Raw genomic sequence first — 12,675 nt, forward strand, 5'->3', positions numbered from 1 at the left:
TTGCGGGTGATCACCACCGGTGGGAACATCCCCGATGTCACCCAGGCGATCGCGCTGGTCGACGGGATCCGGCCCGTCCGAGGGAGACCTGGCAGGCCCCGGCGCCGCTTCGAAGCGCTCCTTGCCGACAAAGGCTACGACTCGAAGGGCGTCCGCGCCCAGATCACCGCACGCCAGATCATGCCGATCATCCCTCGCCGAGGCACTACCGGCATCGCCGGCCTGGGAAAGCTCCGCTACGTCGTCGAACAGACGATCTCCCACTTGCACCAGTTCAAACGCCTCGCCATCCGCTGGGAACGCCGCCTCGACATCCACGACGCCCTGGTATCCCTGGCCTGCGCACTCATCTGCCTGAGACGACTACCAAGATCCTGTTAGAAGCTCTAGAGACTGAAAAGTGCAGTCCTTGTTGCAAGTGTGGTGTGGATGGTGAGTGGGTTGTGGAGCTCGTGCCCGCAGTTGGCGAAGCCGCTGGTTGCCCCATGGCCACACCGCAATCACCCAGCTCCTGCGCCCGCCGGTTCGGTCCTGGTGTTCCACATCGCTAACGCTGAGTCACCCGTTCCTTGGGCGCCATCGGATGATCAGTGGACCCGCTCTGGCCGTGGGCGGCAGTTCTGGTGGTTGGTGGGAGTGTGTGGTCATGGAGTTTGCCAATCTCACGCTGTCGGCCGATGTGATCGCGGCACTGACGTACTGGCCCGGTGTCGTCTGGGGGGGCCAGATGAACCCTCCCGAGCCGGTTGACCTCACCGTCCTACCGCCTTTCTTCAACGGACTGTTGCAAGGGCTTGTCTGGTGGAACCGTGACTGGAAGGTTGTCCACGTCGAACCGGGTCGACCCGTGGAGGTCGAGACCGACTACCGCAGCAACCCCTCTCGGTTGACGGAGGTGTCGGTGCCGGGCCTGGTCGGCTCCAGCAGCGGCGAGGCAGTGCCCTTCGTCGCGAAGGTCGGGTTTACCGCCGACCGGCTGGTCCGGTTCCAGGCCAAGATCGGCGACATGGTTCTGGGCCCTGCCACGACCCCGGCAGGGCAGCCGGGAGCAGCATCCGTTCGCGAAGGTGTTCACCGGGCTGATGGATGTGCGCGGGATCTCGGTCAAGGCGATGGCAGCGGGAAGTTTCCGATCGATGTCCACCATCTACATGCTTCGCAACGGAGCACTCAACCCGATACCGGCTCTTACCCAGCAGGTCGCCAAGGTCCTCGGGATGTCCGAAGCGGACCTCGGCATCATTGCCGGACACGACAACGACGAGTAACCGGCAGTGCCCGCGGTGGCGGGATGTTCTGCCGACGGCGTCCGGTTGGTTCCGCTTCGGCCAGGGTTGGCCTTGTGCAGGATAGAAGCGCTTTTGGCCGCCGCAAGACCCCCAGCCAGGCCGGGGACACGCACTGACCCTCAACGCCGACCTCGTCCTGCAGTCACGGACCTTGGCGACCCCTGCTCCCAGCGGATTTGGGAGCAGGCCGCGAAGCCGAACCGCAGCCAACGGCGTTGAACGTTCCCCAAACGGCCTGACCGACCTGCCGATCGACTCTTTCCGCAGGTCAGAGGCATGACCGGACGACCCTGACACGGACGAGGTCACTGCTTCATTCCCAGTATCGCGCCCTTGTACTCACAGGCTCCCGCCCAGGTCTACCCCACGAGGAACCCGGCTGCGAAGACCATGAAACTGAAGTCTCTTGGTGCCATGCGCACCCGCTTCGGGCGTGGTCGTCCTGCGACCAGCCGCACTCGCCGTGGGCGTGATCGTCGGGATGCCGAACGCCCGTGGCATGGTGAGCGGCGAGGATCGGGAGGTCTCATGGCAGGCACGGATCGTTCGGTAGTGATCAGCGGCGGTGGCACCGGGATAGGCCGCGCCATCGCCGCGAGGTTCGCCGCGCAGGGCGACCGGGTGACCATCCTCGGGAGGCGAGCGGATGTCCTGCGCGAGGCGGCCCGGGAGATCGAAGGGGCGCACCCGGTGGAGGTCGTCGCGGTCGACCTTTCCGCGCCGGAGGAGGTCGAACAGAAGCTGGCCGAACTCCCTGAGCGTGTCGATGTCCTGGTGAACAACGCTGGTGCGCGCGGTACGCCCGCGGGGGAGGGCGGTCTGAAGGAGTTCGCCGAGCGTTGGCGGCGCGACTTCGACAACAACGTTCTGCCGGTCGTCCTGCTCACCGAAGCGCTCCTGCCGCGTCTGGCCCGCCCCGGCGGCAGAGTGGTCACTCTCAGCTCCATCGCCGCGTTGCGCGGCAACGGCGCCTACGGGGCGGTGAAGGCGGCCCTGCTGGCCTGGAACCACACGCTGGCGCAGCAGCTGGGACCGCACGGCGCCACCGCCAATGTCGTCGTGCCGGGCTTCGTCGCGGGCACCGAGTTCTTCGGCGGACCCGCGGATGAGGACGAGCTCGCCAGGCGGCGAGCGCAGACCTTGCTCGGCCAGGTCGGCGAACCGGACGACATCGCCGCGGCCGTCGCCTTCCTGGCCTCGCCGGAAGCGCGCTACATCACGGGTGAGTTCCTGAACAGCAACGGCGGGGCGATGCTCGGGCGCTGACTCTCCTCCAGTCCGATTCCTGACGGCCTCAACCCATCCGACCTCCTAAAGTCACGGTCGGGGCTGGTCGAGGACGGGGCACATCATGCGTCGACTGTGGGGGATCATCGCGTCCCGGCGGCAGCGAGACGACGACACAGTCGACGCCGAGGTCGTGGCACTGCCCGAGCTGGAGCCGCAGGGTTGGCAGACCCATGACAAGGCGCTCGTGGAGGCGAGCTTCCTCACCATGGCCCGGCGTCTCCCCGCTCTGGTGTCGCGGGCGTTGAGTTCGGCGTGGCAGGCGTCGCCGGCCATGACGGTCACGTGTGTGGCTCTGAACCTGGCCGCGGGGGTGTCGACGACCTTCGGGCTGCTCGCCACCCAGGGCGTGGCCACCGCCCTGCTGTCCGCTGGCGCGACGCCCGAACGGCTTCGCGCCGCCGTGCCGTCGCTTGTCGTGGTGGGTGCGGCGATGGCGACGCGCTCGGCACTGTCGATGGCCGCCGGGTGGGCGCAGGCCCGCCTGCGGCCGCTGGTGCTCAACGCCGTCGAGGCCGAGTTCTTCGCCACGACGACCACCATGCGGCTGGCCGCGTTCGACGATGCCGCCCTCGCCGACGACATGGGCAAGAGCAGGCAACGTGGCGCCGAAGCGATGATGACCCTGGTCCAGAAGGCGATCGACGTCATCACCGGTCTGGCCGGTGTGGCCGCGGTCGCCGGAGCCCTGGTGATCATCCACCCCGTGCTGCTCGCCCTGCTGGTCGCGGCGGCGTTCCCGGCCGGATGGGCGGCGGTGCGCGCGGCCCGCGTCGAGTACGTCTCCTGGTTCACCCGGATCGCACGGCGGCGCAGGATCTGGATCCTGGAGACCCTGATGGCCTCTCGCGACTCCGCCGCCGAGGTCCGGTCCCTGTCGCTCGCGGCCTGGTTGATGGGTGAGCATCGCAAGGTCGTGACCACGGAGACCCGCGCCGACTTCGACGTGCTGCGCACCCAGACCTTCAGCCGTGCCATCGGCGGCGCGGCCGGTGGACTCGCGGGCATCGGGGTCTACGCGGCACTCGGGTGGCTCATGCTGATCGGGGCGGTCCCGTTGTCGGCGGCGGCGACCGCCGTGCTGGCACTCCAAAGTGGACGGACGAGCCTCAGTCTGCTGATCATGGCGGTGAACTCGCTGTTCGAGCTCGGCCTGGTGCGCCACGAAGCGCTGATGTTTCGAGTGGAGGTGAGAGACCTCTGCCGGGTCGCTGTCGTAGCAGCGGCCTGAAGCTGAGAGCAGTCCTTCCCGGGGGTCGCCGGGTGGGGCGGAAAGCAGCTCTGACAACGCCAGGACGGCCGGGTACTGCCGGACCGGCTGGGTCTGGCAAGCGAGACGAGAAGGTATACGCGAGAAACCGGTGTCTGATGCCTCTTAAGTTCGAACCAGCTCTAACCCGGTGGATTTGGGCTGGGAAGCGGTGCGCACCCGATCGTGTTTCGGCAGGTCGGGGAACTCTAGGTGGGTCTAAGGCTGACTCGCCGGGAGGTCGTGGTGAAGGTCTACGGCGTAGCCACGACGATGCCGCAGGGGTTAAGCCGGATGCCTCCCTCGTCGAGCGAAACATCGGTGAACGTGGGAACCGTACGTGGTCGCTCCTCGCCACGGCTCAGCCAGAGCCGTGGGTGGGGATAGGTGCGACGCCTACCGAAGGGTGCGTGCGGGGCGGAGCCGCCGTAGTACTCCGAGGTCGGGAAAGCCGATCACATGGGGAAGGGCGGCAGCGTGTTACGCAAGGAGAAGAGTGCAATGTCTGAAGACACGCTCGTGAACACGGGCGTCGTGGTCTGGCCGAGTGAAGACTCGGCGTGGGCTGCGGTACAGAGAATGCAGATCAAGTTGCATCAGTGGGCGCAGGCCGATGGTCTGCGCCGGTTTGGTGACCTGTTCAACCTCGTGTATGACCCGGCCTTCCTGGTGCACGCCTTCGAGGTGGTGGCCAGGAACGATGGGGCACGAACGGCCGGGGTCGACGGTGTGACGGTGACGCGCATCAAGACCCGGAACAGGGTGGAGGCTTTCCTCAGCCACGTCCAAGACCAGCTTCGGACAGGGGTCTTTGAGCCGGTGGAGGTCAGGCAGGTGTTCATCCCCAAGGGCAACAGCGGCAAGGTCCGTCGCTTGGGGATACCGACCGTGACCGACCGGGTGGTGCAGGCGAGCCTGAAGCTGGTCCTCGAACCGATCTTCGAGGCGGACTTCAAGCCGTGCTCATACGGGTTTCGCCCCAAGCGACGCGCGCACGACGCGATTGCCGAGATCCAGTACCTGACATCCAGGACCTACGAGTGGGTCATGGAAGCCGACATCAGGGCGTGTTTCGACGAGATCGACCACACCGCGTTGATGGGGCTGGTCAGGAACCGGATCAAGGACAAACGCGTCAACGCGTTGGTGAAGGCGTTCCTGAAGGCGGGGGTCATGACGGCCACCGGCGACAGGGAAGACTCCGTGACAGGCACACCCCAAGGCGGGATCCTTTCCCCGCTGCTGGCCAACATCGCACTCTCGGTGCTGGACGAGCACTTCGAGCGTCAATGGCACCGAGACATGAGCCCGCGATGGACGCGTCAGAAACGCACACGCGTCGGCATGGGCAACTGGCGGCTGATCCGTTACGCCGACGACTTCGTGTTGGTCGTCGCGGGCGAACGCCACCACGCCGAAGCGCTACGCGATGAGGCCGCGACCGTGCTGGCTCAGGTGGGATTGCGACTGGCAGAGGAGAAGACCCGCACCGTCCACATAGACGAGGGCTTCGACTTCCTCGGCTTCCACATCCACAGGAGACGGAAACGCGGAACCAACAAGCAGTACGTCTACACCACGCCGTCAGCGAAGGCGATCGCGGCCATGAAGGCGACGGTGAAAGACCGAACACGCCGACACACCCTCAACGAAGACGTCCGGTGGCTGTTTGACAGCCTGGGGCGGACTCTGCGCGGGTGGGCGAGGTACTTCCGACACGGAGTGTCCAGGAAGGTGTTCCACAGCCTGGACTGGTATGCCTGGCGACGCATGACCCACTGGATACGGCTGAAGTTCTCCCGGAGGGGCAACCCTTTGAACTGGAAACAGCTACGCCGTGGGTACTGCCTGCCGGGCAGCTGGAAACTCGCCTACGACGGGCTGGAGTTCCGGGGCGCAACCACATCGGACGTACCACCGCCGAGGGCAACGGCCGGGTCGAGACCGCCGGTGCCCACGACATGATCTCTGAGCTCCCGTACGGCTACGACACCCTTCTCGACCGCTCCTTCAAAGACGGCCACGACCTGTCCGGCGGGCAGTGGCAACGCCTCACCGCGGCCCGCGCCTTCTTCCGCGACGCCCCCATCCTCATCTGCGATGAACCGTCCGCCGCCCTTGACGCCCGCGCCGAGCACACTCTCTTCGAACACCTCCGCGCCCGCGCGGGGAAGGCGACGACCATCCTCATCACCCACCGCCTCGCCAACGTCCACCACGCCGACGCCATCTACGTCCTCGACCGCGGACGCCTCATCGAAAACGGCACCCACCACCAGCTCATGGCCCAAGACGGCCGCTACGCCGAACTGTTCAACCTCCAAGCCCTGGGATACCTGCACGAGCGTCCCTGAAGTCACACGCACGTCGTGAACTCAGCGCCGAAGCGGGTTCGGCCACCGCGACCAACAGAGGCCCGATCGACGAGCCCCGGTCTCACTCGGCCAGGAACTCGCCGATCCGCCGCGACCACGTCTGCACGTCGCCGGGGCTCCTCGCCACGTGCAGGCGCGAGTCGGAGAGCAACTCGTGCAGCCGTTCGGCGGTGTCGACGGGGTGCAGGGGGTCGGTGTCCCAGGTCAGGATCAGCGTCGGGGCCGTGATCGTGGCGACGGCCTCGGGGGAGGGGAGGTCGGATTCGCCGATGCCGCGCAGGATCGGCGCGAGCAGTTCGTCGGGGATCTCCGGCGTCATGTCGAACTTCGGGTAGTCGGCGAAGATCGGCAGCGGATCGGCGGCGGCCCAGGCCGCCCGCCAGGCGGGAGCGCCTTCGCGCTCGATCTGTTCGGCGGCGTCGGTGTACCACTGCCGCGCGGGGTTCGGCCCGGACTCCCAGGCGACCGGCGGGATCATCACGACGAGCCGGCCGAAGCGCTCGGGCGCGGCGACGGCGGCGTGCAGCGCGACCGCGCAGCCGAGGGAGGAGCCGGTGAAGTCGATCGGCTCGCCGGGTGCGACGGCGTCGAGGACGCCGAGGAGATCGGCGGTGAAGCCCTCGAAACGGTAGTCGGCGGCGAGGGGCCGGCCGGTCGAGCGGCCGTGGCCGCGCTGGTCGTAGGTGAGCAGGCGGCGGCCTTCGCCGAGGGCGTCGAGGTCGAGGAGTTCGAGGCGGCGGACGGCTGCGCGGCTCAGGAAGACGCCGTGCGCGTATCCGACGAGGGGGCCTTCGCCGGTGATGTCGTAGGCGATCGTGGCACCGTCGCGGGTGAGGAATCGGTCGGCCATAACTCTCCTAAAGGGACTGATAGATACCTACCCCCGGTATCGTATACGGGGGCGCGTGGTGGTGCCAGCCCGCACGGCGTGGGACGATGGGCCGACCAACGGGACACACATGTCTGGAGCCGTCCATGCGCTGGGTTTGGCTGATCATCGGTGCGCTGCTCGTCCTGTCCGGCGCGGTCTGGACCCTCCAGGGTCTCGACCTGCTCGGCCAGAGCGGCGGCATGAACGGCGAGAAGATCTGGGTCGTGATCGGACCGGCGACGGCGATCGTGGGACTCGTCCTGATCGTGATCGGTGCGCGTAAGAAGAAGGTGTCCTAGCGCCGCAGCTCGACGATCGACCGTGAACCGCCCGGCCGCACCGTCTCGACCGACAACCCCGCCACCGTGGCGAGCTCGGTCAGCCGCTCAAGGCCGCGCTCGCGCCCGCGGAAGTAGCAGAGCATCCGCAGGTCGCCCTCGGAATCGCCCGCGACGCCGAAGTGGTCGACCACCAGCACCTTGCCGCCGGGCGCCACGGCCTCGGCGCAGCGGCGCATGAGCCGGACGGCGTCCTCGTCGTCCCAGTTGTGCAGCACCGACGACAGGACGTACCCGCCCGCACCGGGAGGCATCACGTCGAAGAAGCTCCCGGCGACGCTGCTCGCGCGCGCGGCGAGACCGGCGGCGCGGATGGCCTCGGCGCCGCGGGCAGCCGGGCCGGGAAGCTCCAGCAGCGTGCCGCGCAACCCGTCGTGGGCCTCCAGCATGGCGATGAGCAGCGTCGCGTTGCCCCCGCCGACGTCGACGACGTGCCCGAGCTCGCCCCACGGGTACGCCGCGGCGATCGCGGGCGCCTCGCCGGTCTTCTGCGCCTCCATCAGGGCGTCGAAGGACGCCGACCGTGCCGGATCGTCGGCGAGGTCCTCCCAGAAGGCGCGCCCGTAGCGGCGCGGGTACCCCGGCTCGCCGGTGCGGACGGTGTGCAGCATCTCCACGAAGGACAGGTCGGCGTATCCGACCGCGCCCTCCAGGTCGAGCCAGGCGCGGATGCCCTCCGGGTCGTCGTCGCGGAGGTGCTCGCCCATCGAGGTCAGCGCGTAGACGCCGCCGTCGGCGGTGAGGACTCCGGCGGTCACGAGATGGCCGAGGAGCCGTGCGAGCGCGTCGGGGTCGGCGCCGGCGGCCTCGGCGAGGGCCGCGCCGGTGCGTGTCCCGGCCGCGATGTGGTCGGCCAGGCGCAGGGTCGCCGCGACGCGGACGGCCATCGGGGTCACCAGGTCGGCCGCGGCCCACAGGCCGCCGCCCCACCCGGACGTGGACTCGGTCATGGCGCCTCCTCGCCTGCACAGTAGTACGCGAGGCGGCGGGCGAGGGGGCGTCGGCGTGGAACGGGTGGGGGAGTGGGTCAGCCGTGCGGGTCGTGGAGGTCGCGGGCGTGCAGGGCGGCGGCGAGAGCGCTGGTGTCGCCGGTCCAGTCGTAGACGTCGAGTGCGGTGTCGGCGAGTTTGACGACGTGTTCGTCGCCGTGTGCGGCGGCCGCGGCGAAGACGTCGGCGGGGTCGGTTCCCTCCGCGACCGTCGGGAGTTCGGCGGTGTCGGCCGGGTCGGTGGGCGCGTAGGCGGCGAAGACCGCGGCCGAGGCGGCCCAGCCGATGTTCGCGCTGGTGACCCACTGGTCGCGGGGCAGTGACGGGAGCACGCGCAGGACCGCGCTGGGTGCCGTCGCGCCGTGTACGAGCATCGTGGGGTTGCCGTGGCCGAAGGCGAGGTAGCGGGCGGTGGCCGCCGAGACGACGTCGGTGAGTCGCCGGTGGCCGTCGTCGGGGTCGGCGGCCGGGCGCAGCGCGGCGAGCGCGGGTGTCCAGGCGGCGACGCCGTTGAGCTGGTCGAGGCGTGTGTTGATGCCGCCGGTCTGGTCGGGGACGCGCGGTACGCCGTCGAGTGCGGCCAGGGGGTCGAGCCGGCCGGCCGGGGCGGTCACGCCGGTGACCGGTTGCCAGCGGGCCGCCCAGTAGGCGAGGGCCTGCGTGAACTCTTCGAGGCGGACGTCGTTGACGCCGTCTTCGCGCAGGGTCCGCACGGCGTGCCCGACGCGGATGACGCCGTGGGTGGCGCCGGCGGCGATGCCCGGGAGCAGCCGGGGCCACCATTCGGCGAGCACGTCGGTCCAGGCGCGTTCGGCGAGGTGGCGGCGGAACCACACGGGCCAGTCGCCGAGCCTCTTCGGGTCGCCGAGGGCCTCGCGCCAGTTGTCGTCGGTGACCGGGTCGAGGCCGCGCGGGACCTCGTCGAGGGCGGGCGCGTAGACGTCGATCCAGTGGTGGACGGCGTCGGCGTGGCCGTGGCGAGCGAGGGCCTCGACGGTCATCGGGGCGTGGTTGGTGAGCCAGCCGCCGACGCGTTCGGGCCCGGAGTCGTGCAGGCGCCCGTAGGCCTCGTCGAGGATGCCCTGTTCGGATGGGGTGGTGGAGCTCATGGGGGACTCTCCGAAGCTATATAGTCGTGTCTCTATATTGAGTAAAGCATATATAGCCGGAGCGCGATAGACTGGCGCTCGTGGGAAACGACGACAGCGTCGGCCGCGAGGTCGAGATCCTGAAAGCCCTGGCGCATCCGATCCGGCTCGGCGTGCTGCGCCGCCTCGCCGCCGAACCCGGCACGTGCGCCTGCGACTTCACCGACCTCTTCGCCGTCTCACAGCCGACGATCTCGGCGCATCTGCGCACCCTCCGCGAGGCCGGCCTGGTCACGACCCGGCGGGAGGGCACCACGATCTGCTACTCGCTCGACGAGCGGGCGCTCGCGCCGCTGGCCGGCCTGCTCGGCGATCTCACCGGCGTCACGACCGCGCGCTGAACGACCACCCATCGACCGACCCGGGACCGTATGATCCACGGCGAAGGTCGACATTGGACTCTGTGCGAGGACGGTCACAATGCGTTCGAGGCTGTTGTCTTTAGCGTTCGCGGCCCTGGTGGGGCTGACCACGCTCGTGGCGGCACCGGCGGCCTACGCCGACGTCGTCACACCGGGAGCGGCACCGCCGCTGCGCTTCGTCAGCTACAACATGTGCGGCAACGTCTGCTCCGACCCGCAGAAGTTCGACCTCGCCCGGCGCCTCGACTACATCGTCGCCCAAACCGACGGCGGCGGCTGGAACGCCGACCAGATCCACCTCCAGGAAGTGTGCCGCGCCCAGTACGACACCCTGCTCGGCCGCCTGCGCGCCAAGGGATTCAACGGCCTCTTCGAAAAGACCGTCTGGGGCCGAAGCGACGTCTGCGCCGGCGGCGACTACGGGATGGCCATCCTGGTCAAAGGCACGATCGCCGACTCGATCGTCCTCGAACTCACCCAAGGCGGTGAGACCGAGGAGATCGACGCGCCCTGCGTCAAGACCTACACCCAGAACCGCGCCAACTGGGCCTGCTCGGTCCACCTCTACTGGTCGAACGAGCCCCTGCGCGTCGCCGAGGCGAAAGAGCTCGCCGCACAGGCCAAGGCCTGGCAGGACGCCGGGATCCCGGTCGTGCTCGGCGGCGACTTCAACGCCTTCCCCGACGAGCCGACCATGAACTCCTTCTACGGCACCGCCCTCCCCGGCGGCGCCGGGGCCTTCCGGGAGGCCGACGAGTCCGACGCCGACTACTTCGCCCAGGGCGGCTGCGACCCGGCATCGGTCACGCGCTGCCGCGCGGGCGAGTTCACCTTCGACGGCAAAGACGCCGACTCCAAGATCGACTACCTGTTCCTCGGCGAGCGGTACTTCACGAAGGTCGTCGGCGACTCGATGCCGCTCGACACCAGGCTCTCCGACCACCGGCTGCTGCGCGGTGCGGCGACCTGGAGCGACTGCGGCGTCCCGGGCACGACCACGGCGGGCGTGATCCGCCGCGACGCCACCGGTGCCCTGTACCGCTACTCCGGCAAGCCCGACGGCACGGTCGCGCCGGCCTGCAAGTCGGGTACCGGCTGGAACATGATGACGACCGTCGTCCGCCACGGCGACTTCGACGGCAACGGCTCGGAGGACATCGTCGCCGTCGACGCGGGCGGCCTTCTGTGGCTGTACCCCGCCGACGGGTCGGGATCCTTTTCGGGAGGCACGCGCCGCCAGATCGGTACGGGCTGGCAGGTCTACGACGTGCTGCTGGCGCCCGGAGACTTCAACGGCGACGCCGAACCCGACCTGCTCGGCCGCGACGCCGCCGGGGACCTGTGGTTCTACGCGGGCAACGGCACGGGCGGGTACGCCCCCAAGGCCCGGATCGGCACGGGCTGGCAGATCTACGGCGCGCTGCTCGCTCCGGGCGATGTCAACGGCGACGGCGAAAGCGACCTGATCGGCCGCGACAGCGCCGGAGCGCTGTGGTTCCACGCCGGAAACGGCGCGGCTGGCTTCGCCGCGAAAGTGGGCATCGGGACGGGCTGGCAGATCTACGACGCGCTCGTCGCCGCCGGAGACGTCAACGGCGACGGCCGGGCCGACCTGGTCGGCCGCGACACCGCCGGTGGGCTGTGGTTCTACGCCGGCGACGGCGCGGGCGGATACGCAGCCCGCAAGCAGGTCGGCTACGGCTTTCCCGCCGGGGAGCTGATCTTCTAGGACTCGCGCCGGTGCTGTTCGGGCAGACGGCTCTCCGGGTGCGCCCAGGTGAGCACGTTGCCCGGCATTCCCGGCGCGGTGAAGAAGTCGGCGACCTCGCGGTCGGTGTGCCGCAGGCTGAAATGGGTCAGCACGAACAAGGTCCGCGGGTGCGCCTCCACGATCGGCCGCAGCCGGCTCCAGACGGTGTGGCCGTCGCGGTCGGCGCGCGCCAGTTCGCTGTCGTGCAGGAAACTGCACTCGGTGATGACGACGGGGAAGTCCAGTAGCCAGGCGTTGCGGTCGAAGACCGACACGGCGGTGTCGCCGAGGAAGGCGAACACGGGCTTGCGGACCTCTTCGTCGACCTCGGTGCCCTCGGCGCGCAACCGCGCCATCGTCTTGCCGAACTCGGCGCCGCGCCCGGCGGTGGTCAGCTCCCGCTGAAGTTCGCGGTACTCGGGCCGCAGCGCCTTGACGACCTGCGAGACGGCGTAACCGACGCAGGGGACCTTGTGGTCGCAGCCGACGACGCGGACGTGGTGTTCGCGTTTCCCGAAGCGGAACTCGTCGCCGTCGACCACGCCGTGCAGGCGGTGGGACGTCAGTCGCGGGTCGTATCCGGCACCGTGGTTGAGCCGGGCCGAGGCCCGGATGAAGTCGTCGGCGTAGGGCACGGCCTCGGCGGGGAGGAAGACGTCGGCGTCCGGGCCGGCCAGGTAGTCGAGGTCCTTGGCGTGGTCGGCGTGGGTGTGGGTGAGCAGGACGGTGTCGGCCCGCCGGCCCTCGCAGAGCCCGGCGTCGAGGGCGCAGCGCAGTTCGGGGATGTGGAAGAAGGTCTTGTCGCCCGCGCGTGAGTAGCCGCTGAGGGTGTACCCGGTGCCCGGGATCGTCCAGGTCTTCCACTGGCGGAACGGATGCCCCTTGCCGAGGAGGTCGGGCGGCTCGTGCGTCATGACCGTCCTTTGTGGAGCGCGAGGGGGTCTGCGGACGGCCGACGGTAACAGGGGGACCGGACCGGAGTGCAAGGGATTTCACCGGGGCTCGTGGTGGCCCTCG

Annotated in this window: 12 protein-coding genes and 1 pseudogene; 9 read left to right on the top strand and 4 right to left on the bottom strand. The window is 69.2% G+C overall.

Going from position 1 to position 12,675, the window contains the following annotated elements:
• The 6 genes and pseudogenes from HNR73_RS22390 to HNR73_RS22415 all read left to right on the top strand — a co-directional run.
• Nucleotides 1–381, top strand: a 381-nt coding sequence (locus HNR73_RS22390; RefSeq protein WP_184789549.1) for a transposase, incomplete at its 5' end; no start/stop codon positions are given.
• A 686-nt stretch (nt 382–1,067) separates the two neighbouring features.
• Nucleotides 1,068–1,268, top strand: coding sequence for a hypothetical protein (locus HNR73_RS39130; protein WP_203686490.1), 201 nt, complete (start codon nt 1,068–1,070; stop codon nt 1,266–1,268).
• 549 nt (nt 1,269–1,817) lie between these two features.
• Nucleotides 1,818–2,555: an SDR family NAD(P)-dependent oxidoreductase gene (locus HNR73_RS22400; protein WP_184789801.1), complete on the top strand. Its 738-nt coding sequence runs from the start codon at nt 1,818–1,820 to the stop codon at nt 2,553–2,555.
• Nucleotides 2,556–2,640: 85 nt separating this feature from the next.
• Entirely contained in the window at nt 2,641–3,807 is a 1,167-nt protein-coding gene (locus HNR73_RS22405; RefSeq protein ID WP_184789550.1) for a hypothetical protein, read from the top strand.
• Nucleotides 3,808–4,404: 597 nt separating this feature from the next.
• Nucleotides 4,405–5,790, top strand: coding sequence for a group II intron reverse transcriptase/maturase (gene ltrA, locus HNR73_RS22410; RefSeq protein ID WP_239122217.1), 1,386 nt, complete (start codon nt 4,405–4,407; stop codon nt 5,788–5,790).
• Nucleotides 5,739–6,179, top strand: a pseudogene (locus HNR73_RS22415) (ATP-binding cassette domain-containing protein); the annotation flags it as partial. The gene ltrA and the pseudogene HNR73_RS22415, both read left to right, overlap by 52 nt.
• Nucleotides 6,180–6,261: 82 nt before the next feature.
• Here HNR73_RS22415 and HNR73_RS22420 read toward each other — a convergent pair.
• Nucleotides 6,262–7,050 carry an alpha/beta fold hydrolase gene (locus HNR73_RS22420; protein ID WP_184789553.1) on the bottom strand — a complete coding sequence of 263 codons (789 nt, stop codon included), beginning with the start codon at nt 7,048–7,050 and terminating at the stop codon, nt 6,262–6,264.
• A gap of 125 nt (nt 7,051–7,175) precedes the next feature.
• Between HNR73_RS22420 and HNR73_RS22425 the strand changes: the two genes are divergently transcribed.
• Nucleotides 7,176–7,370 (top strand): hypothetical protein, encoded by a 195-nt coding sequence (locus HNR73_RS22425; protein WP_184789554.1) that lies wholly within the window; start codon nt 7,176–7,178, stop codon nt 7,368–7,370.
• Here the strand turns inward: HNR73_RS22425 and HNR73_RS22430 are convergent.
• Together HNR73_RS22430 and HNR73_RS22435 are read right to left on the bottom strand one after the other, a co-directional pair.
• Nucleotides 7,367–8,359: a methyltransferase gene (locus HNR73_RS22430; RefSeq protein WP_184789555.1), complete on the bottom strand. Its 993-nt coding sequence runs from the start codon at nt 8,357–8,359 to the stop codon at nt 7,367–7,369. The genes HNR73_RS22425 and HNR73_RS22430 overlap by 4 nt on opposite strands.
• A gap of 77 nt (nt 8,360–8,436) precedes the next feature.
• Nucleotides 8,437–9,507 (bottom strand): questin oxidase family protein, encoded by a 1,071-nt coding sequence (locus HNR73_RS22435; protein WP_184789556.1) that lies wholly within the window; start codon nt 9,505–9,507, stop codon nt 8,437–8,439.
• Between the two features lie 80 nt (nt 9,508–9,587).
• Between HNR73_RS22435 and HNR73_RS22440 the strand changes: the two genes are divergently transcribed.
• Together HNR73_RS22440 and HNR73_RS22445 are read left to right on the top strand one after the other, a co-directional pair.
• Nucleotides 9,588–9,887 (top strand): ArsR/SmtB family transcription factor, encoded by a 300-nt coding sequence (locus tag HNR73_RS22440; protein ID WP_184789557.1) that lies wholly within the window; start codon nt 9,588–9,590, stop codon nt 9,885–9,887.
• 79 nt (nt 9,888–9,966) lie between these two features.
• Nucleotides 9,967–11,637 carry an FG-GAP-like repeat-containing protein gene (locus tag HNR73_RS22445; protein WP_184789558.1) on the top strand — a complete coding sequence of 557 codons (1,671 nt, stop codon included), beginning with the start codon at nt 9,967–9,969 and terminating at the stop codon, nt 11,635–11,637.
• On the opposite strand, the gene HNR73_RS22450 is transcribed toward HNR73_RS22445, so the two are convergent.
• The gene (locus HNR73_RS22450) at nt 11,634–12,572 is read right to left on the bottom strand and encodes an MBL fold metallo-hydrolase (RefSeq protein ID WP_184789559.1); all 939 of its coding nucleotides are present in this window, start codon (nt 12,570–12,572) and stop codon (nt 11,634–11,636) included. The two genes, HNR73_RS22445 and HNR73_RS22450, sit on opposite strands and share 4 nt — an antisense overlap.
• Nucleotides 12,573–12,675: the final 103 nt, after the last annotated feature.

It is taken from the genome of Phytomonospora endophytica (assembly GCF_014202425.1).
GTDB classification, from domain to species: Bacteria; Actinomycetota; Actinomycetes; order Mycobacteriales; family Micromonosporaceae; genus Phytomonospora; species Phytomonospora endophytica.